Annotated in this window: 24 protein-coding genes and 3 tRNA genes; 15 read left to right on the top strand and 12 right to left on the bottom strand. The window is 66.5% G+C overall.

The features are described 5' to 3' along the window. Nucleotide 1: 1 nt before the first annotated feature. Nucleotides 2-1,204, top strand: coding sequence for a globin domain-containing protein (locus AC1C2T_RS03715; RefSeq protein ID WP_495361579.1), 1,203 nt, complete (start codon nt 2-4; stop codon nt 1,202-1,204). After that, nucleotides 1,204-2,028: a hypothetical protein gene (locus AC1C2T_RS03710; RefSeq protein WP_495384288.1), complete on the top strand. Its 825-nt coding sequence runs from the start codon at nt 1,204-1,206 to the stop codon at nt 2,026-2,028. The genes AC1C2T_RS03715 and AC1C2T_RS03710 overlap by 1 nt, the downstream gene beginning before the upstream one ends. Nucleotides 2,029-2,153: 125 nt before the next feature. Here AC1C2T_RS03710 and AC1C2T_RS03705 read toward each other — a convergent pair. Next, nucleotides 2,154-2,240, bottom strand: a tRNA-Leu gene (locus tag AC1C2T_RS03705). A gap of 306 nt (nt 2,241-2,546) precedes the next feature. Here AC1C2T_RS03705 and AC1C2T_RS03700 point away from each other — a divergent pair. From AC1C2T_RS03700 to pknB, 9 genes are all read left to right on the top strand, one after another. Beyond that, nucleotides 2,547-3,431 (top strand): HAD family hydrolase, encoded by an 885-nt coding sequence (locus AC1C2T_RS03700; RefSeq protein ID WP_495384287.1) that lies wholly within the window; start codon nt 2,547-2,549, stop codon nt 3,429-3,431. Continuing rightward, nucleotides 3,428-5,938: a glycoside hydrolase family 65 protein gene (locus AC1C2T_RS03695; protein ID WP_495384286.1), complete on the top strand. Its 2,511-nt coding sequence runs from the start codon at nt 3,428-3,430 to the stop codon at nt 5,936-5,938. Before AC1C2T_RS03700 ends, AC1C2T_RS03695 begins: the two co-directional genes overlap by 4 nt. 77 nt (nt 5,939-6,015) lie before the next feature. Then, nucleotides 6,016-6,762 carry an FHA domain-containing protein gene (locus AC1C2T_RS03690; protein ID WP_495361583.1) on the top strand — a complete coding sequence of 249 codons (747 nt, stop codon included), beginning with the start codon at nt 6,016-6,018 and terminating at the stop codon, nt 6,760-6,762. After that, nucleotides 6,759-7,322: an FHA domain-containing protein FhaB/FipA gene (locus AC1C2T_RS03685; RefSeq protein WP_495361584.1), complete on the top strand. Its 564-nt coding sequence runs from the start codon at nt 6,759-6,761 to the stop codon at nt 7,320-7,322. Before AC1C2T_RS03690 ends, AC1C2T_RS03685 begins: the two co-directional genes overlap by 4 nt. 3 nt (nt 7,323-7,325) lie before the next feature. Beyond that, nucleotides 7,326-8,555, top strand: coding sequence for a PP2C family protein-serine/threonine phosphatase (locus AC1C2T_RS03680; protein WP_495361585.1), 1,230 nt, complete (start codon nt 7,326-7,328; stop codon nt 8,553-8,555). Beyond that, on the top strand, nt 8,548-9,942 hold the full coding sequence (locus AC1C2T_RS03675; protein WP_495361586.1) for an FtsW/RodA/SpoVE family cell cycle protein: 1,395 nt from the start codon (nt 8,548-8,550) through the stop codon (nt 9,940-9,942). The genes AC1C2T_RS03680 and AC1C2T_RS03675 overlap by 8 nt, the downstream gene beginning before the upstream one ends. After that, complete coding sequence (locus tag AC1C2T_RS03670; RefSeq protein ID WP_495361587.1) at nt 9,939-11,393, top strand: peptidoglycan D,D-transpeptidase FtsI family protein; 1,455 nt, start codon at nt 9,939-9,941, stop codon at nt 11,391-11,393. Before AC1C2T_RS03675 ends, AC1C2T_RS03670 begins: the two co-directional genes overlap by 4 nt. Then, the gene (locus tag AC1C2T_RS03665) at nt 11,390-13,090 is read left to right on the top strand and encodes a protein kinase domain-containing protein (RefSeq protein WP_495384285.1); all 1,701 of its coding nucleotides are present in this window, start codon (nt 11,390-11,392) and stop codon (nt 13,088-13,090) included. The genes AC1C2T_RS03670 and AC1C2T_RS03665 overlap by 4 nt, the downstream gene beginning before the upstream one ends. 47 nt (nt 13,091-13,137) lie before the next feature. Continuing rightward, nucleotides 13,138-14,832 (top strand): Stk1 family PASTA domain-containing Ser/Thr kinase, encoded by a 1,695-nt coding sequence (pknB, locus tag AC1C2T_RS03660; protein ID WP_495384284.1) that lies wholly within the window; start codon nt 13,138-13,140, stop codon nt 14,830-14,832. Between the two features lie 87 nt (nt 14,833-14,919). Here pknB and AC1C2T_RS03655 read toward each other — a convergent pair whose 3' ends face one another. From AC1C2T_RS03655 to AC1C2T_RS03645, 3 genes are read right to left on the bottom strand one after another with little or no spacing between them, the layout of a single operon-like run. Next, nucleotides 14,920-15,564: an anthranilate synthase component II gene (locus AC1C2T_RS03655; RefSeq protein ID WP_495384283.1), complete on the bottom strand. Its 645-nt coding sequence runs from the start codon at nt 15,562-15,564 to the stop codon at nt 14,920-14,922. Beyond that, the gene (locus tag AC1C2T_RS03650) at nt 15,565-15,720 is read right to left on the bottom strand and encodes a hypothetical protein (RefSeq protein WP_495361591.1); all 156 of its coding nucleotides are present in this window, start codon (nt 15,718-15,720) and stop codon (nt 15,565-15,567) included. Nucleotides 15,721-15,723: 3 nt separating this feature from the next. After that, nucleotides 15,724-16,515 carry a class E sortase gene (locus AC1C2T_RS03645; protein WP_495361592.1) on the bottom strand — a complete coding sequence of 264 codons (792 nt, stop codon included), beginning with the start codon at nt 16,513-16,515 and terminating at the stop codon, nt 15,724-15,726. A 70-nt stretch (nt 16,516-16,585) separates the two neighbouring features. Here AC1C2T_RS03645 and AC1C2T_RS03640 point away from each other — a divergent pair, with 70 nt between their 5' ends. Beyond that, nucleotides 16,586-16,825 (top strand): cell division protein CrgA, encoded by a 240-nt coding sequence (locus tag AC1C2T_RS03640; RefSeq protein ID WP_495361593.1) that lies wholly within the window; start codon nt 16,586-16,588, stop codon nt 16,823-16,825. 274 nt (nt 16,826-17,099) lie between these two features. Here AC1C2T_RS03640 and AC1C2T_RS03635 read toward each other — a convergent pair whose 3' ends face one another. Both AC1C2T_RS03635 and AC1C2T_RS03630 read right to left on the bottom strand, forming a co-directional pair. After that, nucleotides 17,100-17,957, bottom strand: a complete 858-nt coding sequence (locus AC1C2T_RS03635) for a rhomboid family intramembrane serine protease (protein WP_495361594.1) — start codon at nt 17,955-17,957, stop codon at nt 17,100-17,102. Between the two features lie 8 nt (nt 17,958-17,965). After that, on the bottom strand, nt 17,966-18,505 hold the full coding sequence (locus AC1C2T_RS03630) for a peptidylprolyl isomerase (protein WP_495361595.1): 540 nt from the start codon (nt 18,503-18,505) through the stop codon (nt 17,966-17,968). Nucleotides 18,506-18,624: 119 nt separating this feature from the next. On the opposite strand from AC1C2T_RS03630, the gene AC1C2T_RS03625 reads away from it, so the two are divergent. Next, nucleotides 18,625-19,158, top strand: coding sequence for a hypothetical protein (locus AC1C2T_RS03625; protein ID WP_495384282.1), 534 nt, complete (start codon nt 18,625-18,627; stop codon nt 19,156-19,158). Between the two features lie 642 nt (nt 19,159-19,800). Next, a complete protein-coding gene (locus AC1C2T_RS03620) occupies nt 19,801-20,052 on the top strand; it encodes a hypothetical protein (protein WP_495384281.1) in 252 nt (83 codons plus the stop codon). A gap of 372 nt (nt 20,053-20,424) precedes the next feature. Here AC1C2T_RS03620 and AC1C2T_RS03615 read toward each other — a convergent pair whose 3' ends face one another. Next, entirely contained in the window at nt 20,425-20,874 is a 450-nt protein-coding gene (locus AC1C2T_RS03615; RefSeq protein WP_495361598.1) for an NUDIX hydrolase, read from the bottom strand. Nucleotides 20,875-20,955: 81 nt separating this feature from the next. On the opposite strand from AC1C2T_RS03615, the gene AC1C2T_RS03610 reads away from it, so the two are divergent. Further along, nucleotides 20,956-21,354 carry a hypothetical protein gene (locus AC1C2T_RS03610; RefSeq protein WP_495361599.1) on the top strand — a complete coding sequence of 133 codons (399 nt, stop codon included), beginning with the start codon at nt 20,956-20,958 and terminating at the stop codon, nt 21,352-21,354. Between the two features lie 60 nt (nt 21,355-21,414). Here the strand turns inward: AC1C2T_RS03610 and AC1C2T_RS03605 are convergent. From AC1C2T_RS03605 to gyrB, 5 genes are all read right to left on the bottom strand, one after another. After that, nucleotides 21,415-21,487 (bottom strand) — tRNA-Ala (locus AC1C2T_RS03605). Between the two features lie 112 nt (nt 21,488-21,599). Next, a tRNA-Ile gene (locus AC1C2T_RS03600) sits at nt 21,600-21,673 on the bottom strand. 142 nt (nt 21,674-21,815) lie between these two features. Further along, on the bottom strand, nt 21,816-22,220 hold the full coding sequence (locus tag AC1C2T_RS03595) for a DUF3566 domain-containing protein (protein ID WP_495361600.1): 405 nt from the start codon (nt 22,218-22,220) through the stop codon (nt 21,816-21,818). A gap of 6 nt (nt 22,221-22,226) precedes the next feature. Next, nucleotides 22,227-24,848, bottom strand: coding sequence for a DNA gyrase subunit A (gene gyrA, locus AC1C2T_RS03590; protein WP_495384280.1), 2,622 nt, complete (start codon nt 24,846-24,848; stop codon nt 22,227-22,229). Nucleotides 24,849-24,941: 93 nt separating this feature from the next. Next, nucleotides 24,942-26,957 (bottom strand): DNA topoisomerase (ATP-hydrolyzing) subunit B, encoded by a 2,016-nt coding sequence (gyrB, locus tag AC1C2T_RS03585; RefSeq protein ID WP_495384279.1) that lies wholly within the window; start codon nt 26,955-26,957, stop codon nt 24,942-24,944. Nucleotides 26,958-26,976 lie beyond the last annotated feature (19 nt).

Raw genomic sequence — 26,976 nt, 5'->3', positions numbered from 1 at the left:
GGTGAACACTGCCGCGCTGAAAGAGACGTGGGCGCTCGCCGAGACTCTCGGTGACGAAGTCCCGCTGCACTTCTACTCCCACCTGTTCCTCTCTCACCCCGAGGTGCGGAGCATGTTCCCGGTCTCGATGGCGACCCAGCGCGACCGGTTGGTCGGCGCGCTGGGCCGCATCGTGTCGGGAGTGGACCAGCTCGACGAGGTCACCGGGCTGATCCAGCAGCTCGGCCGCGACCACCGGCGCTTCCAGGTCGTGGCGCAGCACTACGACGCGGTCGGTGCTTCCCTGCTCGCCACGCTGAAGCACTTCCTCGGAGATTTGTGGACCGAGGAGCTCGCCGCGGACTGGGCGGCGGCCTATGGCCTCATCGCCACGGTGATGGTCCAGGCGGCTGAGGAGTCCGAGCGCACGAGTCCGGCCTCATGGGCTGGGCAGGTGCTCTCAGTCGATCGGCGAAGCCTCGACATCGCGGTGTTCCAAGTGCTTCCCGATCCTGCGTTGTCCTTCGAACCGGGCCAGTCGATGGCGATGGAGATCCCCTCCCGCCCTCGGCTCTGGCGCTATTTCAGTCCCGCCAACGCTCCACGCGCCGACGGCACCCTCGAGTTCCACATCCAGATGGTTCCCGGAGGTCAGGTGAGCGGCACGATGATCGGCTCGCTCGCGGTCGGAGAGACCGTGCGCCTCGGTGCCCCGATCGGTGAGGAGCTGACGCTCGGGGAGAATGATCGCGGACGCGACCTGCTGATGATCGCCGGCGGTGTCGGCCTGGCGCCTCTCCGAGCTCACCTGGAGCGCATCGACCAGCGCTGGCAGGAGACAGGCGAGGCTCCTCAGGTGCATGTGTTCCATGGGGCGCGCGTGCCGTGGAACCTCTACGAGAACAAGCTGCTCCAAGATCTGCGCGTTCGCCCGTGGTTCACCTATACGCCGGTGGTCTCGGACGACCCGAGCTTCCCGGGCGCCAAGGGCCTGGTGGGGGATGTCGCTGCCGACGCCGCCCGGCCCGGTGACCTCGCACTCGTGTGCGGGTCGCCCAACATGGTGCGGCACGCGGTGTTGCGTGTGCGCAACGCCGGCCTGCCCTCGAGCGACATTCGCTTCGAGCAGTTCGCTACCCTCGACGAAGACAGCCACGCATTGCATCACCACACCCAGAACCCGCAGCCGGCGCAGGCTGCCGTAGAGCAAGTGGGAACCCGCTGATGACGCCCATGACGACCGACGACCCCGACTTTCCCGACGCTCCTCCCGCCGTGGAGCACGAGGGAACCCTGGCGAGCGCGGTGGGCCGCCTGCCCGAGGCGAGCGAGGTGCGCTTCGGCATCAAGCACATCGGCGGCGGGTACGACCGGGTGGAGGTCGACGCGTTCGTACGCAAGACGTCGGAAGCCGTTGGCGCCGTCCGGGCCGCCGCGGACAGCGCCCACGAGGAGTTGACGAACCTGCGCGCTGAGAACGCCAAGCTCCATGCGGAGGCCGGCACCGATCTCCATCAGGAGATCGCTGCAGGGGCCGTCGGGTTGCTCTCTCAGGCGCAGCTGATCGCAGACCGCGCGGTGGCCGACGCTGAGCAGTACGCCCGCGATCTGGTGATCACGGCCCGCGACCAGTACCGCGAGGTTCTGGAGCGCGCAGAACGCAGCGCGGTGCATGTGGCCGCGGGGCTGACCACGTCGGAGAAGCCGGCCCTTCCTGAGATCGAGTACGTGCGTACCTACGCCAAGGTCGCGCAGATCCAGTTGCGCTCCGTGCTCGACGCCCTCACCGAACAGGTCGACCGTCTCGGAACCCTGCCTCAGGCCGAGCACGAACCGGTCGCCGGTGCCTCGATCGGCGACGAAACGCCGCCGGTCGATGACGCGGTCGTCGAGCCCGATTGGACACGACCGGCCGTCCAGCGGGAATCATTCGTCGAGCCAGCATCGTTCTCGATGCCGGGATCGTTCTCCGAGTCATCGGCGTTTTCCGAGGAATCGCCCTCCGAGTCAGCGGCGCTGGCCGAGCCCCGAGCCCCTGTTCGAAACTGACCCCCGGCGCCTTCGATAGACGCTCCGAACCACTCACGAACAACAGAAAGCCCCCGCCACCGCGGGGGCTTTCTTCTTGAACCGAGTTTCGTGAACGATCGATGAGATTCGTGAATCCCTCATGCTGGTGCGCGAGGGGGGACTTGAACCCCCACACCCTTGCGAGTACTGGCACCTGAAGCCAGCGCGTCTGCCAATTCCGCCACTCGCGCACGTATGGATGCACCGCAGTGCGTCCAACCACGAGAGACTAACATTTTGCGCCCGTCAAAGCCATTCGAGCCCAGCGGATGCCGCGCGCCGCGCGCCGAGTCGCAGGACGGATGTCGCGACACGCCGGGCGCCGCGGCGTGTCGGCCATTCTGTCGTGCAACTCGTCGATTCGAGCCCACCGCCCGATAAACAGACCCTTGGCGATTCCTCCGAGTATCGGCCTCGCCTCGCGTTCCCCAGCCACCCGGGAATAGCATCGAGCAGCGGGTTCCGGTGCCCCGACCGACGCGACGAAAGGACCGCCCGTGAGCTCGCCCAGCGAGACCCCCCACTCCCCCACCAGCCACGACGAGCGTGCCCCGCGCACGGCAAGGGCGCTCAGCAACATCCGCGGCTATCTCTTCGACCTCGACGGCGTGCTGACGCCGACCGCGACCGTGCACATGCACGCCTGGGCGCGCTTGTTCACCCCCTTCCTCGAGCGGCACGGCGCCGCGCCGTATGAAGAGGCCGACTACTTCTCGTACATCGACGGCAAGCCACGCTACGACGGCGTGCGCAGCCTGCTCGAGAGCCGCGGCATCCGCGTGCCCGAAGGCGAAGTGACCGACTCTCCCGTCATAGACACCGTGCACGGCCTCGGCAACCGAAAGAACGAGGCCTTCAACGAGACGCTCGCCGAAGGGGGCGTCGCCGCATACCCGGCGAGCGTGGCCTTCCTCGACGCGGTGCAGGCGATCGGATGCCTCGTGGCCGTCGTCTCGAGCTCGAAGAACGCCCCCTCTGTGCTGGCGGCGGCGGGGCTCGCCGATCGCTTCGAGGTCGTCGTCGACGGCGCGGTCGCCGCGCGCGACGGGATCCCCGGCAAGCCGGCCCCCGACACATTCGAGCGCGCGGCAGAGCTGCTCGGCCTTCCGACGAGGGCCTGTGCGGTCGTCGAAGATGCCGAGTCGGGGGTGAAGGCCGGTGCCTCGGGCGACTTCGGCGTCGTCATCGGCGTCGATCGCGGCGTCGGCCGCGAGGCCCTCGAAGCGCTCGGTGCCGACATCGTGGTCGACGAACTCGACGAGCTCATCCCCCTGCTGCCACCCGCCGATCCCGTCGAAGGGAGCCACGCCGGCACGCGCGCTTCGACTGGCTCAGCGAGCGGTACCCGACCAACGAACACCCCCCGAGAGGAACCCGAATGAGGTTCGCCGACCACGACCCACTGAACCGCACCCGGTTCCCGATCGACGAGTGGGCGCTTGTCGAGACCGACTTCGGCGAGGCCGACATGGGCCGCACCGAGACGCTCTTCGCCGTCGGCAACGGCTACCTCGGCATGCGCGGCAACGTCGAGGAGGGCCGCGACGGCTTCATGCACGGCACCTTCGTGAACGGCTTCCACGAGACGTGGCCGATCCGGCACGCCGAAGAGGCGTTCGGGTTCGCGCGCGTGGGTCAGACAATCGTGAACGCGCCGGATGCCAAGGTCATCCGCCTCTACGTCGACGATGAGCCCCTCGTGCTCACCGAGGCCGAGCTCCTCTCCTATGAGCGTCGGCTCGACTTCCGCCTCGGTGCGCTGAGTCGCTCGATCGTCTGGCGCACCCCGTCGGGCAAGCGCGTGCTCATCACGAGCCGGCGCATGGTGTGCTTCACCGACCGTCACCTCGCCGTCATCGACTACGAGGTCGAACTGCTCGACTCGGATGCCGCGGTGACCATCTCGAGCCAGATCCTGAACCGTCAAGACGGCCGCGACGAGTACCGCTCGGGCGTGCTCGAGACCAGCGGCGGCTTCGATCCCCGCAAGGCCGAGCAGTTCAACGAACGCGTGCTGCAGCCCCGCGTGAAGCGGCGCACCGAGGGCCGATACCTCCTCGGCTACCAGACGACGAACTCGGGCATGGCGATCGCGATCGCCGCCGAGCATTCGATCACCACCGACAACTCCTTCACCGAGTCGGGCTCCATCGAAGACGACCTCGCCAAGCACATCTATCGGGTGCGCGCCAAGCAGGGCCAGCCGATCCGCATCACCAAGATGGTCAGCTATCACACGGCCAGGAAGGTGCCGGCGCGCGAGCTCGCCGATCGCAGCGACCGCACCCTCGACCGCGCGGCAGAGGTGGGCGTGGGCGAGCTCTTCGCCCAGCAGCGTGCGTGGCTCGACGACTTCTGGGCCCGCTCCGACGTCGAGATCACCGGCCAGGCGGCGATCCAGCAGGCGACTCGTTGGAACCTCTTCCAGCTCGCGCAGGCGACGGCGCGCACCGATGGCGGCGGCGTCGCCGCGAAGGGGGTCTCGGGCTCCGGCTACGGGGGCCACTACTTCTGGGACAGCGAGGTCTACGTCCTCCCGTACCTCACCTACACGGCGCCGATCGTCGCGCGCAACGTGCTGCGATTCCGGCAACGGATGCTCGACCCCGCCCGCGCCCGCGCGCTGGAGCTGAACCAGATGGGGGCGCTGTTCCCGTGGCGCACGATCAACGGTCAGGAGTCGAGCGCGTACTACGCTGCCGGCACCGCGCAGTACCACATCGACGCCGACATCGCTTATGCGCTGTGCCAGTACGTCGCCGCGACAGGCGATCAAGACTTCTTAGGTCGCGGGGCGATCGACATCCTCGTCGAGACCGCCCGCATGTGGGAAGATCTCGGCTTCTGGCGCTCGAACGCCGACGACGTGTTCCACATCCACGGCGTCACCGGCCCCGACGAGTACACGACGGTCGTCAACGACAACCTGTACACGAACGTGATGGCGCGAACGAACCTCGCCGCCGCGGCATCCGCCGTCGACAACCTGCAGGTGCTCGACCCTGTGGCCTACCACCGCCTCGTCGAGCGACTCGGGGTGACGCCCGCCGAGGTCGCGAGCTGGCGCCGCGCGGCCGCGCACATGCACATCCCCTACGACGAGCAGCTCGGCATCCACCCGCAAGACAGCGCGTTCCTGCAGAAGGAACTTTGGGATCTCGAGAACACTCCCGAAGACCGCCGCCCGCTCCTCCTGCACTACCACCCGCTCGTCATCTACCGCTTCCAGGTGTTGAAGCAGGCCGACGTGGTGCTCGCGCTCTACCTGCAGGGCGACCGGTTCTCCACCGAGATGAAGCGGGCCAACTTCGAGTACTACGACCCGCTGACCACTGGCGATTCGACGCTGTCGGCGATCGTGCAGTCGATCATCGCGGCCGAGGTCGGGTACCACGAACTCGCGATGCGCTACTTCCGATCGGCGCTCTTCGTCGACCTCGCCGACCTGCACCACAACGCGGCCGACGGGGTGCACGTCGCCTCGACGGGCGGTGTGTGGAGCGCGCTCGTGTCGGGTTTCGGCGGGTTCCGCGACCACAACGGCATCTTCACGTTCGACCCGCGCCTGCCCGACGGGTGGCAAGGCCTCACATTCCGCATCACGCTCCGCGGCACGCGGCTGCGCGTACGTCTCGACCCCGAATCGATCTCGTTCGCGGTCGAGGACGGGGTCGAAGCACGCGTGCGGGTTCGCGGTGTCGACGTGGTCGTGACGGCCGGCACGGATGTCTCGGTGCCGCTCGACGGGCAGGGTCCGCGCCTCTACGGGGCACCGACGATGCGCGACGTCACCGGCTCGCGTCGGGCAGACGGCACACTGCTGACGGCGTCGATCCCGACGCTCTCGCTCGACGTCGACGAAGCCGACTCGACGATCCAGGTCGATTGATTCGCGAGTCTTACAGCCCTTCGGGCTACCATGTCACAGTCACGACAGCGTCGTAGCACACCTGGAACGGGAGACCTGTGGGCCTACTGGACAACTTCGAGAAGGGTCTCGAGCGAGCCGTCAACGGCGCGTTCGCGAAGACCTTTCGCTCGGGGCTGCAACCCGTCGAGATCACTTCTGCCCTGAAACGGGAGATCGACACGAAGGCTGCGGTCGTCTCACGCGACCGCGTGCTCGTACCGAACAGCTTCGTCGTGCGCATGGCACCCGCCGACTACGCCCGCATGACGGGCCTCGGTCCGGCGCTCATCGACGAACTCGTCGACCTCGTGCAGAAGCACGCTGCGAGCCAGCGCTTCCAGTTCGCGGGCGGCATCACGATCGCGCTGCACGCCGATGACAGCCTCACCGAGGGCATGGTGCAGGTCGACTCGCAGAATGTGAAGGGCCAGGTCGCCTGGACCCCGGTGCTCGATGTGAACGGCAAGCGCTACCCGATCCTGAAGGGGCGCACGGTCATCGGCCGCGGCAGCGAGGCCGACATCACCCTCGATGACTCTGGGGCGTCACGTCGGCACGCCGAGGTGCAATGGGACGGCAGTCGCGCGCGCGTGCGCGACCTCGGCTCCACGAACGGCAGTCAGCTCAACGGCTCTCCCCTGAAAGACGCAATCCTCGAACCCGACTCGGTCATCACGATCGGCCGCACCCGCATCGTGTTCCGGGTGCTCGCGCAGGCTTCTCCCGGCGGCGACGCAGGCTCGCGCACCGACCCGGCCACCGAACGTCACGACATGGGCGGGTTCTGGGGGCCCGGCGAATGAGTGAACTGACCCTTCTCGTCCTCCAACTCGGCTTCCTGCTGTTGCTCTGGGTGTTCATCTTCGCGATCGTCTATGCACTGCGCAGCGACCTCTTCGGGCAGCGGGTGCGCAAGCTGCAGCCCGAGACGTCCGCTGCGGGCGCGGCATCGGTGTCCACGTTCCCCAGCTCACCCGTGTCGGCGGCGCCTGTCCCCTCGCCGGCGGTTGCACCGGTGGCACACGCGGCCGCGGCATCCGGCGGCGCCAACGGCGAGCTCGCCTCGAGCGACAACGCGACCCGTCTCGTCATCACGAGCGGCGCGAAGGCCGGTGCGGAGTTCCCACTCGGCCACGACGAGATCACCATCGGCCGCTCGAGCGACTCGGCGATCATCATCCGCGACGACTACACCTCCACCCACCACGCCCGAATCATGCAGTGGAACGGCCGCTGGATGATCCAAGATCTCGATTCGACGAACGGCACCTTCCTCAACGGCTCCAGAGTGACCGTGCCGACCCCGATCCCGCTCGGAGCCACCGTCAAGGTGGGAGCGACGACGTTCGAGCTGCGGCGGTAGCCCGTGGCGACTGTCAAGGCGAGCGCTGCGGTCTCGCATGTGGGGCGCATCCGCTCGAACAACCAGGACTCGGGGTACGCCGGACGCCGCCTGTTCGTCGTCGCCGACGGCATGGGCGGGCACGCGGGCGGTGACGTCGCGAGCGCGATCGCGACGCGGCGCATCGCCGAGGCCGATGTCGACTACGACAACACGACCGAGGCCGCGGCATCCCTCGAGGGCGCCCTGATCGCCGCGAACCGTCAGCTCGCGGCCACCGTCGCCGAGCACTCCGAACTCACCGGCATGGGCACGACCGTGAGCGCCGTGCTGCTCGTCGGCGATCGCATCGTCATTTCGCACATCGGCGACTCCCGCATCTACCTGCTGCGGTCGGGCGAGCTCAGCCAGATCTCCACCGACCACACCTTCGTGCAGCGCCTCGTCGACGCAGGTCGCATCACCGCCGAAGAGGCGATGGTGCACCCGCGTCGTTCGGTGCTCATGCGTGTGCTCGGCGACGTCGAGGCGTCGCCCGAGATCGACGCGATGGTGCTCGACACGCGGGCGGGCGACCGCTGGATGCTGTGCTCCGACGGCCTCTCGGGCGTCGTCTCCTTCGACGAGATCCACGACCTGATGTCGGCCGAGGCGGGCGCCAAGCAAGTGGCCGACCGGCTCGTGAAGGCCTCGCTCGACGGCGGGGCACCCGACAACGTCACGGTCGTGATCCTCGACATCGGCGAACCGCCGACGCCGGCGACCCCGCCCCTCGTGGTCGGTTCGGCCGCCGCGCCGCTCGCCTTCGGCCAGCCCGAGCCCGTGCGCGCCCGCGGCATCCGTCTCACGCCGTTCCGTCCGCACCCCGTTCAAGAGACGCACTTCGAGCCCGACTCCGAAGACTTCTTCGACGAGATCATCGAAGAAGACGCCCGTCGCCGCCGCCGCCGCCGCTGGACGTGGAGCTTCTGGATCGTGCTGCTCGTTGCCGCCATCGCGGCGGCGTTCCTGCTCGGCTACCAGTGGACGCAGACGCGCTACTACGTGGGCGAGTCCAACGGCCGGGTCGCGATCTTCCAGGGCATCCAGCAAGACCTGGGGCCGATCTCGCTGCACGAACTCCACACCGAGATCGACCTCGACATGGCAGAGCTTCGTACCTACGACCAGCAGCGTGTCGAGCAGACCATCAGCGCGGGCTCCTTCTCCGAGGCGTATCGCATCGTGCAGCGGCTGGAGGATTCCGTTGAGTGACCTCCACGTCGGTCAAGTCGCGACGCCCCCAGAGGGCGTCCGCCGCATCCGGATACCGCAGAAGCTGCGCAATCTCGAGTTCTGGCTGCTCCTCATCGCATGCTTCATCAACGCCGCGGCGATCGTGCTCGTGCAGCTCGGGGCGCTCGGTCACATCGACACGCAGCTGGTGCTGCTCGGCGCCGGACTCTCGGTGCTCGTGTTCGGCCTGCACATCGGCATGCGATTCGTCGCGCGCGACGCAGACCCGTTCCTGCTGCCGATCGCGACCGTGCTCAACGGCCTCGGCATCGCGATGATCTACCGCATCGACATCGCCAACGATGAGTCGGGCTGGGAGAGCGCAGCGGTGCGGCAGATCGCATGGAGCGGCATCGCGATCGTCTGCGCGATCGCAACGATCTTCGTCATCCGCAACCACCGCGTGCTGTTCCGCTACACCTATCTCGCGGGGCTCGCCGCGATCATCCTGCTGCTCCTACCGCTCGTGCCCGGCCTCGGGCGCGAGGTGAGCGGCGCGCGGGTGTGGATCGGCCTCGGCGACTTCGCCACGTTCCAGCCCGGCGAGATCGCGAAGATCGCCCTGGCGGTCTTCTTCGCCGGTTATCTCGTCCGCAACCGCGACTCGCTGTCGATGGTGGGCACGAAGTTCCTCGGCATGCAGTTTCCGCGGGCACGCGACCTCGGCCCGCTCCTCATCGTGTGGGCGCTGTCGATGGCCGTCATCGTCTTCCAGCGCGACCTCGGCACCGCGCTCCTCTACTTCGGCCTCTTCCTCGTGATGCTCTACGTCGCGACGAGCCGGTTGTCGTGGGTGGTGCTCGGGCTCAGCCTCTTCATCGGCGGTGCGATCATCGCCAGCCAGACCCTCGACTACGTCGGCAATCGTTTCGCGAACTGGCTCGACCCGTTCAATCCCGAGCGCTTCGACCAGGTCTACGGCGGCAGCTACCAGCTCGTGCAAGGCCTCTTCGGGCTCGCCAACGGCGGGTTGATCGGCACTGGCTGGGGCCAGGGCCGACCCGACATCACCCCGGTTCCGCAGAGCGACTACATCATCGCGAGCCTCGGTGAGGAGCTCGGCCTCGCCGGCATCTTCGCGATCCTCGCGCTGTACCTGCTGTTCGTCGCACGCGGGTTCCGCATCGGGTTCGCCGGCCAAGACGACTTCGGCAAACTGCTCGGCGTGGGCCTCGCGTTCGTCGTCGCCCTGCAGGTCTTCATCGTCGTCGGAGGCGTCACCCGCGTCATCCCGCTCACCGGTCTCACCACTCCGTTCCTCGCAGCTGGTGGTTCCTCGCTCGTGGCGAACTGGATCATCGTCGCCCTGCTCCTGCGCCTGTCCGATACGGTGCGCAACCACCCGAGGCTGGTGATCGACGGATGAACCGCGAGCTCAAGCGCGTCTCGATCGTCGCGCTCCTCATGTTCCTCACCCTGCTCGTCTCGTCGACGATCATCCAGTACGCGCAGGCTGAGACACTCTCGGCCGACCCTCGCAACTCGCGCACCCTCTACGAGAGCTACTCCGTCGAGCGCGGCCCGATCCTCGTCGACGGTGAGCCGATCGCCTACTCGCAGCCCTCCGACGACAACTACAAGTTCCAGCGGGTCTACTCGAACGGACCCTTGTACGCCGCGGTCACCGGGTACATCCCCGTCAACGGCGAGGCCACTGGCCTCGAGCGTTCGCTCAACGACTACCTCAGCGGGCAGTCGTCGAGCCAGTTCTTCGATTCCCTCAACCGCCTGATCTCAGGGCAAGATCCGATGGGGGCATCCGTCGAGGTCGCGATCGACCCGGTGGCGCAACAGGCCGCGTGGGACGCGCTCGGCGACTACACGGGCGCGATCTACGTCACCGAGCCGTCGACCGGGCGCATTCTCGCGATGGTCACCAAGCCGACATACGATCCGAACGCGCTGGTCGTGCACGACAGTGCCCTGGCGCTCGCGACCTACGAGGGACTGCTCGCCGACCCGGGCGACCCGCTCTTCAATCGGGCGACGGGCGGCGACATGAACCCGCCTGGGTCGGTGTTCAAGCTCGTCGTCACCGCGGCCGCACTCGAGTCGGGCAAGTACACGCCCGAGAGCCAGTTGCCGAACCCCCCCACGTTCACCCTGCCCGGCACCGACTCCGTCGTCCGCAACACCGAGGGCGGCAACTGCGGCGGCGGCGACACCGTCAGCCTCGCGACGGCGCTACGTCTCTCGTGCAACATCCCGTTCGCCGAGCTCGGCATCGAACTCGGCGACGCAGCGATCCGCGAGCAGGCCGAGAAGTTCGGGTTCAATTCGGAGTTCGAGATTCCGACGGTGACCGAGCCGAGCATCTACCCGCGAGTGCTCGACGACGCGCAGACGGCCCTCTCGGCATTCGGGCAGTACGAGGTGCGTGCCACGCCGATGCAGATGGCGATGGTGTCGGCCGCGATCGCGAACGACGGCATCGTGATGAACCCGAATCTGGTCGATCAGATCACGGCGCCCGACTTCAGCCCACTGCAGGAGTTCGAACCCCGCGAGTTCGGCCGTGCGATCAGCGAGGAGACGGCGAACACGATGGTCGGCATGATGATCAACGGCGTCGAAAATGGGGCCGCGAGTAATGCAAGAATAGACGGCGTCAGCGTGGCCGGTAAAACGGGTACAGCGGAGAACGCAGAGAGTGACCCCTACACTCTCTGGTTTACCGGTTTTGCCCCCGCCGACAATCCTCAGTACGCGATCACAGTGCTCGTTGAGGATGGCGGGGGACTTGGTCAGGAAGGGTTCGGCAATGGCATTGCCGCACCCATCGCAAAGCAGGTACTAGAGGCGGTGCTGAACAAATGAGACCGAGCGCAGGGCTCACCTTCGGGGGGCGCTACGAACTGCAGTCCCGCATTGCGATCGGCGGGATGGGCGAGGTGTGGCAAGCCACAGACCTCGTCATCGGACGTCAGGTCGCGATCAAGATCTTGAAAGACGAGTACCTGGGCGACCCGGGCTTCCTCGAGCGCTTCCGCGCCGAGGCCCGCCATGCCGCGCTCGTGAACCATGAAGGCATCGCCAACGTCTTCGACTACGGCGAGGAAGACGGCAGCGCGTACCTCGTTATGGAGCTCGTGCCCGGCGAGGCGCTCTCCACGATCCTCGAGCGCGAGCATGTGCTCTCCACCGACAAGGTGCTCGATATCGTCGCGCAGACCGCGGCGGCACTGCAGGCAGCGCACGCCGCCGGACTCGTGCATCGCGACATCAAGCCCGGAAACCTGCTCATCACGCCCGACGGGCGCGTGAAGATCACCGACTTCGGCATCGCGCGCATCGCCGACCAGGTGCCGCTCACGGCCACCGGCCAGGTCATGGGCACGGTGCAGTACCTCTCGCCCGAGCAGGCGTCGGGCCACCCGGCCTCGCCGACCACCGACATCTACTCGCTCGGCATCGTCGCCTACGAGGCCCTCGCGGGCCGTCGCCCCTTCACTGGCGAGTCGCAAGTGGCCATCGCGATGGCGCAGATCAACGAGACACCGCCCGACCTGCCGGTCACGGTCTCCGAGCCGGTGCGCAACCTGGTCTACGGATGCATCGCGAAGAACCCGGCCGACCGGCCGCAGTCGGCCGCGCTTCTCGCACGCGCAGCCACTGCCCTCCGCCGAGGCGACGTGCAGGCTGCTGCCGCCGCGGTGCCCGCCGTGCTCGGCGCTGCCGGCGCCACGGCCGCCACGATGCTCATGCCGCAGGCCGGCGCCACCGCCGCGACGACGGTGATGCCGCAGGCCGACGGCGCCCCGGGCGACGACGAAGAGCCCGTCGAAGAGAAGAAGAAGCGCAGCCCGTGGACCTGGCCGCTCATCGTGCTCATCGCGCTGCTCGCGATCGTGCTCATCGGCACGATCATCGCGCTCTCTCTGAACGGCGGTGGGAAAGAAGCGCCCTCGACGGCGCCGTCGACGCCGGCGTCGTCGGCGAGCACGCCCTCGACGCCGCCTCCGTCGACGCCCGATGCGCCGACGACCGCCCAGGTCATCCGTGAAGACTACCTGGGGCTCACGGTCGACGAGGCTCGGGCGAGCCTCCAGGCCCTCGGCATGGTCGTGAACGCCGTCGAGGGCACCCCCGCGGCAACCCCTGAAGAGGCCGGCCGTGTCTACGACGTGAACCCCACGGGCAACATGCAGATCGGCTCCGAGGTCACGATCACGTTCTACGTCGATCCTGAGACGCCGGGCGCGCCGGCGGCGGCGCCTCGTGTGGCGCCGACGAGCCTGAAGGCCGGTGAGACGTTCACAGTCTCATGGGACGCTCAATCGTGCCCTGCCGGCCAGACGCTGTCGGGCTACCAGGTGTCGGTACAGGGAACGGGGGCGCCGTCGGCACAGCCGTCGGGTGCCGGCGCGACCGAAGCTCTCCTGCAGACGACCGAGGCGACGAGCGGCCAGCTCACGGTCACCTACGTCTACTACTGCGGTTCGGTGGCCTCCCCCGCGTCACCGTCGGCGACGGTAACCGTGACAGCCGCGGCCAACGACAACAAGAACAATTAGCACGCTGCAACTGACGGGATCATTCACAGAAGGGACGGAGCCACAGGGTGAACGATGAAGGACGAGTGCTCGCGGGTCGATACCGCGTCGGCGCCCTCATCGGGCGCGGTGGCATGTCCGACGTGCACGTCGGCACCGACACCCGGCTCGGTCGCCAGGTCGCCATCAAGCTGCTGAAGCCCCAGCTGGCGACAGACCCGGCGTTCCGCATGCGGTTCCGGCAGGAGGCGCAGTCGGCGGCGCGCATGGCGCACCCCACGATCGTGCGCGTGTTCGATGCGGGCGAAGAAACGGTCATCGACTCCGCTGGTCAAGAGGTGCAGCTGCCCTTCATCGTGATGGAGTTCGTCGAGGGTCGGCTGCTGAAAGACATCATCCACGACGGACCCCTCGAGGCGTCTGCCGCGGTGCGGGTCATCGATGGTGTGCTGACCGCACTCGAGTACTCTCACCGAGCAGGCGTCGTGCACCGCGACATCAAGCCCGGCAACATCATGATCACCACCGCGGGCCAGGTGAAGGTCATGGACTTCGGCATTGCCCGAGCAGTCTCCGACTCGTCGACGACGGTCGCGCAGACCACGGCGATCCTCGGCACAGCGTCGTACTTCTCGCCCGAGCAGGCCAAGGGCGAGACCGTCGACGCGCGCACCGACCTGTACTCCAGTGGCGTGGTGCTCTTCGAGATGCTCACCGGTCGGCCGCCGTTCCGCGGCGACACGCCCGTCGCGGTGGCCTACCAGCACGTCAGCGAACGGCCGGTCAAGCCGAGCGTCATCAATCCGAAGGTCTCGCCCGCGCTCGATTCGGTCGTGCTGCACGCCCTCGCGAAGAATCGCGACCAGCGCTACCAAACCGCGGCGGAGTTCCGGTCCGACGTCGACAGCGCGGCATCCGGTCGCGTACCGGTGCATCGCGAACCCGACCAGACCACGATGCTCTTCGGAGCGCCCACCGCCTCGCTGTCGAGCTCCGAACTGGCGCTCCGCCAGCTCGCGGAAGACGAGACGATGACCCGCACCCAGCGCCGCCCGCCGGCGATCTGGATCTGGTCGGGCATCATCGGCGTGATCGTGATCGTGATCGCCGTCATGTACTGGGCGTTCAACTTGCAACCCACCACCGAGCTGCCGACGAACTCACGGGAGATTCCGGCGCTGACCGGCGGCACCTACGAAGAGGCTGTGGCCAAGCTCCAAGAGCTCGGGCTCCCCGCTACCCGCGTCAACGAGACGAGCGACACGGTGCCCGCCGATCAGGTGACCCGCAGTGATCCGGCCGCGGGCGAGATCGTCGACGCGGACACTGCGGTCACGGTGTACGTCTCGACCGGCCGACAAGCCGTCGCCGTGCCCGACCTCCGCAACAAGACTCTCGAACAAGCGAAGGCCGACCTGACTGCTGCAGGGCTCGTGCCGGGCACCGAGACGAGAGAGCCATCACCGACAGTGCCCGGTGACACGGTGCTCGCCACGACGCCCGAGGCCGGTGCATCGGTCGAGGCTGGTTCCACCGTCGACTTCCGCATCTCGAGCGGAATGGTCACGCTCACCGACCTCACCGGGCAGACGCTTGCGGCCGCCTCGTCGTACCTGGGGGCCGAGAACCTGCAATTGACCGCCGTGCCCAAGCCCGACGCCTCATGCAAGTCGCAGCCGGGCTCGCCGGTCACGCAGCAGTCGGTGCCGCCCGGCGATGTGCCGCAGCGCTCCTCGGTCGAACTCACCTACTGCGCCGGCTGACCCGCTCTCGCCGCCTCGCCCCACGCCGGTCGAGTAGCAGCCGCATCTTCGCCGGTCGAGTAGCGAGCGCAGCGAGCGCAGCGAGACCTACGCCGTTGTTGCGCGCATCAACGGGCTGAGCCCGACGGCGCGCTCTCGCGCTTCTGGCAGCCCTGCGACCGCGAGCCAGTTGCCGAGCATGCGGTATCCGCCCTCGGTCAGCACCGACTCCGGGTGGAACTGCACGCCGAAGATCGGGGCGCTCTCGTGGCGCACGCCCATGATCACGCCGCCCTGCGTTCGGCTCGTCACCACGAGCGACTCGGGCACGGTGCCATCGACGACGGCGAGCGAGTGGTACCTCGTCGCGGTGAAAGGCTGCGGCACCCCGTCGTAGAAGTCACTCTCGTCATGCGTGATGCGCGACGTCTTGCCGTGCATGAGCTCATCGGCGTTCGTCACGACCGCGCCGAAGGCCTCGGCAATCGCCTGGTGGCCGAGGCACACGCCGAGGATCGGCTGCCCCGAGGCGAGGGCCGCCTCGACGATGGGGATCGATACACCGGCATCCGACGGCTTGCCCGGCCCCGGCGAGATGAGCACCGCGTCGTAGTCGGCGATACGCGTCGCCACCTCGGAGACGTCGAACGAGTCGTTGCGTACGACCTCGGTCTCGGCGCCGAGCTCTTGCAGGTAACCGTTGAGCGTGTAGACGAAGCTGTCGTAGTTGTCGATGACGAGGACGCGGGTCATTCATTCCACCGTGACGTTGATCGGATTCAGCACGCCGTCGACCCACGGGAACACCCACGTGAAGAGGGCGAACACCGCGGCCGCGACGAGGAGCAGCATCAGGATGATGCGCAGCCACACGGGCCCGGGCAGGATGCGCCAGATTGCGCCGTACATGTCTCAGCTCCCCCAGGTCGCCACGATCGGTGCGATCTCGGCGGGTGCACCCGCTGAGCTCGGCTGCCAGGACTCGAGCACGCCATAGGCGATGATGCGCTCGGCGGTGGAGTACAACGGGTTGCAGCTGGTGAGCGTGACGAGGCGATCGGTCGCCGCGAGGTCGGGATGGTGCGGCACCGGGGCGAGCACATCGAGCGTCTCGGGGGTCACGTACTCGAAGTCTCGGAACCGGTAGGTGAACCAGCCGTCTTTCGTCTGGATGAAGATCGCGTCGCCCAGCTGCAACTGCTCGATCTCGTGCATGCCGCCGCCGTAGGCACTGCGGTGCGAGGCGATCGCGAAGTTGCCGACCTCGCCCGGCATCTGCGTGCCTGGGTAGTGCCCGACACCAAGCTCAAAGCTGTTGAGAACGTCGAGCTGGGTGCCTTCGGCGATGTTGCGCTGGGAGTCTTCGCCGAACCGTGGCACGTACATGACCGCGAAGGTCTCGGCGTTGCCGTACCCCGTCGCGTCCACGACAGGTTCGCCGTAGTCGGCGGGAGCGGGGGCGGGCGTCTCGCCCTGTGCGGCTTGGGCCTGCTCGAGCCATTCAGCGCTCTGAGCGGATGCCGCGGACGACTGTTGTCCGGCCATGATCGCGTCGTTCCACCACAGTTGCCAGCCGAGGAAGAGCAGGATCAGCACGCCGCCGGTGAGGAGCAACTCGCCGAACACGCCGACGACGCTCACACGGGGCCGCTGGCCACCCGACGGGCGGCGTGCACGCCGGGCATCGGGTTGCGACTCGGACATACGGGCGATTCTAGTCCGCGCGAACGTGAACCGAATGTGCGAGGGCCTCCGGCTCGGCTAGAATCGCCCCATGGCACGTACGAAATCCCCGAAGCCCGCGCGCGCAGAACCAGTGAGCGGCGAAGAGGCTCCGAACCCGGTGTGGTTCAAGCCCGTCATGTTCGGCTTCATGCTCGTCGGGCTCGCCTGGATCATCGTGTTCTATGTGAGCCAGGGCCGCTTCCCCATCGCCGAGCTCGAGTCGTGGAACATCCTCATCGGCTTCGGCATCGCCTTCATCGGCTTCCTCATGACCACCCGCTGGCGTTGAACTCGGCTCCCTGAGCTTGTCGAAGGGAGCTTGTCGAAGGAAGCTCGCGGCTTCGCTTCGACGAGCTCAGCGAACCGGGGGCGGATGCTGCGGCATCCGCCCCTCTCTCGTGCCCGTCAGACCCTGCGGGTTGAGCCGGTCGAAGCCCGCCCGCCGGCCGAGTTATCCACAGGTGTGGATATCTTCGAGCGGCGAAGTCCCCCGAAATGCCGACAATTACACGTGTGTAACTCTCCCCAGCTGTGGAAAGTGCTGTGGATAACTTGGAACGGTGTCAGCCGATCGGCAAGAAGAAGTAGCGCAGGCTCAAGAGAACCAGCACCACAGCGACGGCGACGAGCAGCCAGATCTGAAGCGTCTGCTGCGATCTCTTTCGCGTCTCGATGAAGACGAACCCGATGAGCGCACCACCGATGAGCCCGCCGAGGTGGGCCTGCCAGGCGATGTTGAAGCCGGGCACGAAGCCGATCACGAGGTTGATGCCGAGCAGCACGAACAACTGGGTCGTCTGGCCGCCGAGGCGACGCTGGATCACGAGGAACGCACCCATCAAACCGAAGATGGCACCGGATGCCCCGACAACACTCGTGTTCGGATCGGACAACCAGATCACGCCGACCGAGCCGGCGAGGCCCGAGAGCAGGTACAGGGCGAGGAAGCGCCAGCGTCCAAGGAGTCCCTCGAGCAGGCCTCCGAAGATCCACAACGTGTACATGTTGAGCAGCACGTGGAAGATCAGGCCGGTGGAGTGCACGAACACGGTGGTCAGCAGGCGCCATGGCTGGAACGCGATGTCGCTCATCGCCAGCGGTGTGAAGTAGAGCCAGTTCGTGACCCCGAGACCCGGAATCAGTTGAAGCACGAACACGGCCAGGGTGATGCCGATCAGGGAATACGTCACGACGGGGGCGCCGCGCCCGGCGGCCGAGCGCACACGAGTGAGCACCGCAGGCTTGGTGCGCGGCGCCGTTGCGCGCTGCTCGCGCATGCACTCGGGGCAGATCACGCCGACAGCCGCCTGCGTCTGGCACTCGGGGCAGATCGTGCGCCCGCACCGCTGGCACAGGATGTAGCTCTGCCGATCGGGATGCCGATAGCAGAAGTTCGCCCGATCAGGCCCCGAGTCGCTCACCTCGAGTTTCAGACCTGCTCGACGGTGATGCTCTCGATGACGATGTCTTCGAGGGGCTTGTCGCGGCCATCGGTGGCGGCGGCGCCGAGTCGGTCGACGACAGCCTGGCTCGCGGGATCCGTCACCTTGCCGAAGATGGAGTGCTTGCCCTGCAGCCACGTGGTGGGGCCGGTGGTGATGAAGAACTGCGAGCCGTTGGTGCCGTGCCCCATCTGGATGCCGGCGTTCGCCATGGCGAGCACGTAGGGCTCGGTGAAGTCGAGTTCCGAGTTGATCTCGTCGTCGAACTGGTAACCCGGGCCGCCGACGCCCTGGCCGAGCGGGTCGCCGCCCTGGATCATGAAGCCGGGGATGATGCGGTGGAAGATCACCCCGTCATAGAGGGGGGTGGCGGACTTCACACCGGTGGCGGGGTGCGTCCATTCGATCTCGCCGGTGGCGAGGCCGACGAAGTTCTTGACCGTCTTCGGGGCGTGGTCGCCGTAGAGGTCGACCTTGATCGGGCCGTGATTGGTGTTGAGTGTCGCGACTGCGGTGGGAATCGGCATCCTCTTATTCTGGCATGGGTGGATTCGTCAAGGGGCATGCCGTATTCGGACTCCCACCCCGCTTCCAGCCGTTTCGGTGGCAAGATGGAGTGGTTCGCTGCACAACGATGGAGGTCGACATGAGTCTGTCACGCAAGCGCCGGAAGGAACTCAAGCGACTGCAGAGCACCGCTGGGGATCTGTGGGAGAACCAGCAGCACGTGCTCGAGCACGCAAATGCCGTCGCGCGCGAGGCCAGCCGTCAACTCGGGCACCTCACGCGTGAAGAGGTCGTGCCGCGGGTCCGCACCGGGTACGAGAGTTACGTCCGACCTGGCGTCCAGCAGGCGGGCCGTGTCGCGCGTACTGCCAGCGACACCGTCGAGCGCAGCGTGGGCAACGCCCTCGGTTCCGTGCTCTCCATCGGCGACATCGCCAACGACGCACGCGTGCGCCGCGCCATCGAGCGAGTGTCGCCTCGTGCCGCGGCCGTCGTGAAGCAGAAGAAGGGCCACGGAGTGGGCACCTATCTCGCGATCGGCGCCGGCATCGTCGCCGCGGCCGGCGTCGCCTACGCCGTCTGGCAGACGTTCCGTGCCGACGATGAACTCTGGGTCGCCGACGACGAGCCGACGCCCGGCGGCGCGCCACCGACGCCTGATCGCTTGCGCTGAATCACCGATGGCCCCGCCTGATCCAGGCGGGGCCATCGTCGTTCCGGGCGTGCTCGATCTCGGTGCTGACCCCGATTTCCGAAGAATCTGAGAATTCACCTTGCGGTCGAAGTGAATATCCCGCTAGTGTCCATAAGCGGTGCGCATCGCACCTGAGCAGCAGAGGAGTTGATACCCATGATGAAGCACATCTTCACGCCAGCATTTACCGCGGCCTATACGGGAGTCCTCCTCGCGCCTCGAGCGGGCTAACGGTTCGCTCCGGCGGCACGCGCGTTTGCGCCTGACCGCCAACTGCGCGCCTCGCGTGTGACCACTGCGGCGCCAGCCGGGTCGTCCGTCGGCGACATCGTCGCCTTCGTCACCTCACCGTGATGAGCGGATGTCCCGGAGTGCGCCACCGTCAGGTCGCGATCGCCGGCCCTCCGATCCTTCGGCATCTCGAAGCTCCGTGACGGCCAACCGCCCAACCGCCCAACCGCGCCTCGCGACGAGTCCGTCAACCCTGCCCTCGACGCCATGACGATGCATCCGTACTCGGATGCCGTCGATCACGGGATCAGCTCAGGCCGATGAGCCGCTCACGAAGCACACCAGCACCATCGCTCCACACCCAACACCGATACACCAGAAGGAATCACCGTGAATACGAGTACTCTCACCGCCGGCCGAAGCCCCCAGGGCCAGACCGTCACCCTTCGTGCAGACGCACGACAGCTGCGCGAGCGGCTCGCCCGCCGCCTCGGCCTCGCTCTCATTGCATGGGGTCGTCGCCAAGACGAGCAACGCAGCTACGCGGCCGTCTCCGAGCGTCGTCGCAACGAACTGATCGCGAATGGCCTTCGCGACGCCCAGTTCCAGCGGATCGCGCTCCTCACCCAGCCGATGATCTGATCATCGTGGAAGACAACACCAGCACCCATGCCCGGCCCCCGCGGGTCGATGTCATCGCCAGCGCGACGGCATCGGCCTCGGGGAGCTCGGCACCGGGGGGGCACGGTCTCGAAAGGTTTGTCCTCTCCCGACCGAAAAGTCAACGAACAGACCCGAACGTGTCCTCTTCCCCAGCCCANGGGTCGATGTCGTCGCCAGCGCGACGGCATCGGCCTCGGGGAGCTCGGCACCGCGCGGCCGTGTCGCGAACGGTTCGGCCCGTCACGGCCGGAACGTCGGCGACACGGCCGCGCGGTCATCCGTTCCACGGCGCAGCAGCTCTCGCATCAGCTGGCCCGCCGTCGGGGCCTTCAGCGCCGCAGCGGTGGGTTCTCAGTCGCCGACGGGCGGGGGCACACCATCGATCGGCTCCGCCGCGTTCAACCGTAGTGCGATGTCGAGCAGGCTCACCCGCTTGAGGTTCGCCACCTCGTCGAGCGGGAACCATCGGGCTTCGTCGCTCGAGCCGCCCACTTCATTCCGCAGCTCTCCGCCGACGACGCTCGCCCGGTACACGACACGCATCGCATAGAGCGGTGACGCGGCCGTGTGGCGCTTCGCCGCCGGCACCACCATCGTGTCGATACCGAGCAGCCTGTCGACGGATGCCTCGTACCCCGTCTCTTCTCGGATCTCGCGCCGCGCAGCCGCCACAGGATGCTCGGCGCCCTCGATTCCCCCGCCCGGCAGTGTCCATCCCGATCGCCCGTGCTCGTTCCAGTGCGAGAGCAGGATTCGGTCGTCGCGAATGATGACCCCGTACGCAGCGATGCGGATGTCCATTCGGACACTGTAGCTGCACCATCGACGGCCATGACCGCTGGGGTCTATGGTCGAGGCAACCGCGAGGCGAAGGAGCGGCACATGGCCGATGACACGAATACGATCGCGGCGTCGGCCGAGGTCGACCGGTTCCTCGCTCAGCTCCCAACGGATCAGGGCGGTCCGCTCCGGCGGCTGTGCGCCGGAATCCGTGGTGTCGCCCCGGCGGCGACCATCGAGAACATCAAGTGGAACGGCCCCAACTACGCGCTCGATGGCGCCGACCGCGTGACCCTCGGCATCGACCCGCGCGGCAAGGTGCGGGCGGTGTTGCACCGCGGCGTGAAGATCGTCGATGCCGACGGCTTCAGCTTCGATGACGACACCGGTCTGGTTCGCTGGGCTGCTGCCGATCGCGGCGTCATCACGCTCGATCCGAGCGAACTCGACGACAGGCTCGAAGCGATCGTCGGCTTGGTCGAGCGCTGGCTTCGCTTGTGAAGCGAACGCGCGAACCCGATACGTGGAAACTGTTGTGTCGAAACTGTTGTGTCGAAACCGTGGAGCCTAGGAGAATCGAACTCCTGACATCCTGCTTGCAAAGCAGGCGCTCTACCAACTGAGCTAAGGCCCCGGGCCGGATACCGCGGCATCCAGGTGTGTATGGAATTGTTCCGGGTGTTGAATCGCCACGGGTATTGAATTATCACGGGTGTTGAATTGTCACGGGTGTTGAATTGTCACAGTGGGGATACGAGGACTTGAACCTCGGACCTCTTCGTTATCAGCGAAGCGCTCTAACCGCCTGAGCTATATCCCCGAATTTCGGCCGAAGGAAAGACTACCGGACGTTCTGGCAATCTCCGAATCGACCGAATCTCATGTTTGAGATCTCGATTCGGCATCCCGGAAAGGGCCGCCACTCGATCTGATCCGGCTGAACGCTTCGCGTTCAGCGCGGATCAATTGTTCGTGAAGCCGACGAGAATGCCGCCCGTGATCTTGACGCTCAGATTGTAGAGCACCGCGAGGATTGCGCCGAGTGCAGTCGTCACGACGAGGTTGAGCAGCGCCGCAACGATGGCGAAGCCCATGACGTTGCCGAGCGAGAGGATCGATGTGAGATCGCCACCGGCACCGGCGACGTCTTTCACGAGCTCGTTGAGCTTCTCGAAGATGCCGGTCGAGTTCAACACCGTGTGGATGAGGAACATGGCGACAATGCTGACCACGGCGAGACACACGGCGACGAGGAACGACAGCTTCACCGCCGACCAGAAGTCGATGTAGACGAGCCGAAGGCGCACCTGCTTGGCAGGGGTCTTGCGGTTCGATTTGCGGGCCAGCTTCTCTGCAATGCTACTCATGTACGACTATTCCTCTCGCGCGGGCTCGGCCGCTGCGGACTCTGCGGACTCTGCGGACTCCTCCACGAGATTCCGTTCGGAATTCTTCGCGATGGCGATGATCTTGTCGTCGTCCGCGAACTTCGCGAACACAACGCCCATCGTGTCCCTGCCCTTGGCGGGAACCTCGGCGACGTCAGAGCGTACCACCTTGCCACTGGCAAGAACCACAAGCACCTCGTCGTCGTCGCCGACGATCAGGGCACCGGCGAGGTCGCCGCGATCGTCGTTCAACTTCGCCACTTTGATACCGAGGCCGCCACGATTCTGCAGGCGGTACTGGTCGACGGCGGTGCGCTTCGCATAGCCGCCCTCGGTGACGACGAAGACGTACCTCGCCCCATCGGCTTCGCCGTCCGGGGAGCCCGTCGAAGCGGACTCGCCCCCTTCGACGGGCTCAGGGAGCATCGCGCCAGCGTGCTCCGAGCCGGCGACGACGGATGCCTCGAGCAACTGGTCGCCCTCGCGGAACGACATGCCCTTCACACCCGAGGTCGACCGCCCCATGGGCCGGAGCGCCTCATCCGTCGCCTGGAAGCGCAGGGACATGCCCTTCTTCGAGACGAGGAGGATCTCGTCGTGCTCGTCGGCGAGCATCGCCGAGACGAGCTCGTCGTCGTCGCGCAGGTTGATCGCGATGACGCCACGCGAGCGATTGGTGTCGTACGCGGTGAGGTCGGTCTTCTTCACCAAGCCGTCGCGAGTGGCGAGCACGAGATATTGGGCCACCCCGTAGTCGCGGATGTCGAGAATCTCGGCGATCTGCTCATCGGGTTGCATCTCGAGCAGGTTCGCGACGTGCTGGCCCTTCGCATCACGGCCGGCCTCTTGGATCTCGTACGCCTTCGCCCGGTACACTCGGCCCTTGTTCGTGAAGAACAACAGCCAGTGGTGCGTCGTCGTCACGAAGAAGTGCTCGACGACGTCGTCTGCGCGGAGCTGCGCACCCTTGACGCCCTTGCCACCGCGGTGCTGCGAACGGTAGTTGTCGCTGCGCGTGCGCTTGACGTAGCCGCCGCGGGTGACGGTGACGACCATCTCCTCTTCGGGGATCAGGTCTTCGACCGACATGTCGCCGTCGAAGCCCGGCATGATGTGCGTGCGCCGCTCGTCGCCGTACTTCGCGACGATCTCGGCCAGCTCTTCCGAGACGATCGTGCGCTGACGTTCGGGCGACGCGAGGATCGACTCGTAGTCCGCGATCAATTCGGCGAGCTCGGCTGCCTCGTCCATGATCTTCTGCCGCTCGAGAGCGGCCAGACGGCGCAGCTGCATCTCGAGGATGGCACGCGCCTGGAGCTCGTCGATGACGAGCAGCTCCATGAGACCGTCGCGGGCCTCTTCAACCGTCGGCGAGCGGCGGATGAGCGCGATGACCTCATCGAGGGCATCGAGGGCCTTGAGGTACGCACGCAGGATGTGCATGCGGGCCTCGGCTTCACGCAGCAGGTACTGCGTGCGTCGCACGATGACCTCGATCTGGTGGTCGACCCAGTGCGCGATGAACCCGTCGATCGAGAGCGTGCGCGGTATGCCGTCGACGATCGCCAGCATGTTCGCGCCGAAGTTCTCCTGCAACGGCGTGTGCTTGTAGAGGTTGTTCAGCACGACCTTCGCAACCGCGTCGCGCTTCAGCACGATCACGAGTCGCTGGCCGGTACGGCCCGAGGTCTCATCCCGGATGTCGGCGATGCCTCCGACCTTGCCGTCTTTCACGAGGTCGGCGATCTTGATCGCGAGGTTGTCGGGGTTCACCTGGTACGGCAGTTCGGTGATGACGAGGCAGGTGCGGCCCTGCAGCTCTTCCACCGAGACGACCGCGCGCATCGTGATCGAGCCACGGCCCGTGCGGTAGGCGTCGTTGATGCCCTTGACGCCGAGGATCTGTGCGCCCGTCGGGAAGTCGGGGCCCTTGATGCGCTGCATCAGAGCCTCTTGCAGCTCTTCGCGCGATGCTTCGGGGTGCTCGAGGTACCACTGGGCGCCGGATGCCACTTCGCGCAGGTTGTGCGGCGGGATGTTCGTCGCCATGCCGACCGCGATGCCGACCGATCCGTTGACGAGAAGGTTCGGGAACCGGGCGGGCAGGATCGACGGCTCCTGTGTGCGGCCGTCGTAGTTGTCTTGGAAGTCGACGGTCTCCTTCTCGATGTCTCGCACCATTTCGAGCGCGAGCGGAGCCATCTTCGTCTCGGTGTACCTGGGAGCGGCCGCGCCGTCGTTGCCGGGCGAACCGAAGTTGCCCTGCCCGAGTGCGAGCGGGTACCGCAAGCTCCACGGTTGCACGAGGCGCACGAGAGCGTCGTAGATCGCAGTGTCACCGTGGGGATGGAACTGACCCATGACGTCGCCGACGACGCGGGCGCACTTCGAGAACGCCTTGTCGGGGCGGTAGCCGCCGTCGTACATCGCGTAGATGACGCGGCGGTGCACGGGCTTGAGCCCGTCGCGCACGTCGGGCAGCGCTCGCCCGACGATGACGCTCATCGCATAGTCGAGGTAGGAACGCTGCATCTCGAGCTGCAGGTCGACCTGGTCGATCCTGCCGTGGATGCCGGGGCCGTCGGTATTCTCGTCTGCGTCTGTCATCTGCTTCTCTTCTTCGCCTGTCCGCTCCCCGAGCCTGTCGAAGGGAGTCTTGCCGTGGTCCGTTCCCCTCGACGATCTCAGGGAACGAGACCACTAGATATCAAGGAACCTGACGTCTTTCGCGTTCTTCTGGATGAAGTTGCGTCGACTCTCGACGTCTTCGCCCATCAGTGTGGAGAAGATCTCGTCAGCGGCGGCCGCGTCGTCCATGGTGACCTGCAGCAGGGTGCGGGTCTCCGGGTTCATCGTGGTCTCCCACAGCTCCTGGTGGTTCATCTCGCCGAGGCCCTTGTAGCGCTGCACCCCGTTGTCTTTGGGAATTCGCTTGCCGGCCGCTACGCCCGCCGTGAGCAGGGCGTCGCGCTCCTTGTCGGAGTAGACGTACTCGTCGTCGGAGTTCGTCCACTTGAGACGGTAGAGCGGGGGCTGGGCGAGGTACACGTAGCCGAGCTCGATGAGCGGGCGCATGTACCGGAACAGCAGCGTGAGCAGCAGTGTCGTGATGTGCTGGCCATCGACGTCGGCGTCGGCCATGAGCACGATCTTGTGGTACCTGACCTTCTCGGTGTTGAAGTCTTCACCGATACCGGCGCCGAACGCCGTGATCATGGCCTGCACCTCGTTGTTGGCGAGCGCTCGGTCGAGGCGTGCCTTCTCGACGTTCAGGATCTTGCCCCGCAGCGGCAGGATCGCCTGCGTCTCGGGATTGCGGCCCTGCACGGCGGAGCCGCCGGCCGAGTCGCCCTCGACGATGAAGATCTCGGAGACCGACGGGTCTTTCGACGAGCAGTCCTTCAACTTGCCCGGCATGCCGCCCGACTCGAGCAGGCCCTTTCGACGAGTCGCCTCGCGCGCTTTGCGCGCGGCGAGGCGCGCGGTCGCGGCCTGAATCGCCTTGCGGATGATGTCGCGTGCCTGCGTCGGGTTGCGCTCGAACCAGTCACCGAGCTGGTCTGAAGTGACCTTCTGCACGAACGACTTCACCTCGGTGTTGCCGAGTTTCGTCTTCGTCTGGCCCTCGAACTGCGGCTCCGCCAGCTTCACCGAGATGACCGCGGTGAGGCCTTCGCGAACGTCATCGCCGGAGAGGTTGTCGTCTTTCTCCTTGATGATGCCCTTCTCGCGGGCGTACTTGTTCACGAGAGTCGTGAGCGCCGCGCGGAAGCCCTCTTCATGGGTGCCTCCCTCGTGCGTGTTGATCGTGTTCGCGTACGTGTGCACCGATTCGGTGTACGCCGTCGTCCACTGCATCGCGACTTCGAGCGCGATCTTCCGCTCAGCGTCCTCTGTCTCGAACGAGATGATCTCGTCGTTCACGACGTCGGACTTCTTCGAGCGGTTCAAGTACTCGACGTAGTCGACGAGTCCTCGCTCGTAGAGGAAGGTGTCGGTGCGCTGACCGGGAGCCGCGTCATCCGCTTCGCTCGCAGCCGTATCCTCTGGATCGATCTCGACGTGGCCGACGCGCTCGTCGGTCAGCGTGATACGCAGGCCCTTGTTGAGGAAGGCCATCTGCTGGAAGCGGGAGCGGAGAGTCTCGTAGTCGAACTCGACGGTCTCGAAGATGTCGGGGTTCGGCCAGAACGTGGTCGTCGTGCCGGTCTCGTCGCTCGGCTCATCTTTCGAGAGCGGAGCGTCGGGCACCCCGATGGTGTACGACTGGCGCCACACGTACCCTTGACGGCGCACTGCGACGTCGAACTTGCTCGACAGCGCATTGACGACGGATGCCCCGACGCCGTGCAGCCCGCCCGAGACAGCATATCCGCCGCCGCCGAACTTGCCGCCGGCGTGCAGCACGGTATGGATGACCTCGACGGCGGAGCGGCCCTCGGTCTTGTGGATGTCGACCGGCATGCCGCGCCCGTCGTCGATGACGCGTATACCGCCGTCGGCCAGGATCGTGATGTCGATGGTGGTGGCATGGCCCGCAAGCGCTTCGTCGACCGAGTTGTCGACGATCTCGGTGACGAGATGGTGCAGGCCTCGTGGGCCCGTCGAGCCGATGTACATACCCGGCCGCTTGCGAACCGCTTCGAGGCCCTCGAGTACCTGGATCTCATCAGCACCGTAAGCCGGTGACTGGGCCTTCGTGGGTTCCGCTGTCATGTGTGGATCGGGCTCCTGA

This window comes from Agromyces sp. Y558, assembly GCF_059445415.1.
The sequence above is the reverse complement of the archived record's forward strand: the minus strand, read 5'-3'. Positions and strand labels throughout refer to the sequence as shown.

Bases quoted from the DNA above. Each gene is read 5' to 3' on its own strand.
- AC1C2T_RS03645 (WP_495361592.1), bottom strand. From the start codon at position 16,515: ATGTCCGAGTCGCAACCCGATGCCCGGCGTGCACGCCGCCCGTCGGGT.
- gyrA (WP_495384280.1), bottom strand. From the start codon at position 24,848: ATGACAGACGCAGACGAGAATACCGACGGCCCCGGCATCCACGGCAGG.
- AC1C2T_RS03655 (WP_495384283.1), bottom strand. From the start codon at position 15,564: ATGACCCGCGTCCTCGTCATCGACAACTACGACAGCTTCGTCTACACG.
- AC1C2T_RS03595 (WP_495361600.1), bottom strand. From the start codon at position 22,220: ATGAGTAGCATTGCAGAGAAGCTGGCCCGCAAATCGAACCGCAAGACC.
- AC1C2T_RS03630 (WP_495361595.1), bottom strand. From the start codon at position 18,505: ATGCCGATTCCCACCGCAGTCGCGACACTCAACACCAATCACGGCCCG.
- AC1C2T_RS03685 (WP_495361584.1), top strand. From the start codon at position 6,759: ATGAGTGAACTGACCCTTCTCGTCCTCCAACTCGGCTTCCTGCTGTTG.
- AC1C2T_RS03615 (WP_495361598.1), bottom strand. From the start codon at position 20,874: ATGGACATCCGCATCGCTGCGTACGGGGTCATCATTCGCGACGACCGA.
- AC1C2T_RS03665 (WP_495384285.1), top strand. From the start codon at position 11,390: ATGAGACCGAGCGCAGGGCTCACCTTCGGGGGGCGCTACGAACTGCAG.
- AC1C2T_RS03640 (WP_495361593.1), top strand. From the start codon at position 16,586: ATGGCACGTACGAAATCCCCGAAGCCCGCGCGCGCAGAACCAGTGAGC.
- AC1C2T_RS03610 (WP_495361599.1), top strand. From the start codon at position 20,956: ATGGCCGATGACACGAATACGATCGCGGCGTCGGCCGAGGTCGACCGG.
- AC1C2T_RS03625 (WP_495384282.1), top strand. From the start codon at position 18,625: ATGAGTCTGTCACGCAAGCGCCGGAAGGAACTCAAGCGACTGCAGAGC.
- AC1C2T_RS03670 (WP_495361587.1), top strand. From the start codon at position 9,939: ATGAACCGCGAGCTCAAGCGCGTCTCGATCGTCGCGCTCCTCATGTTC.
- gyrB (WP_495384279.1), bottom strand. From the start codon at position 26,957: ATGACAGCGGAACCCACGAAGGCCCAGTCACCGGCTTACGGTGCTGAT.
- AC1C2T_RS03710 (WP_495384288.1), top strand. From the start codon at position 1,204: ATGACGCCCATGACGACCGACGACCCCGACTTTCCCGACGCTCCTCCC.
- AC1C2T_RS03650 (WP_495361591.1), bottom strand. From the start codon at position 15,720: ATGTACGGCGCAATCTGGCGCATCCTGCCCGGGCCCGTGTGGCTGCGC.
- AC1C2T_RS03695 (WP_495384286.1), top strand. From the start codon at position 3,428: ATGAGGTTCGCCGACCACGACCCACTGAACCGCACCCGGTTCCCGATC.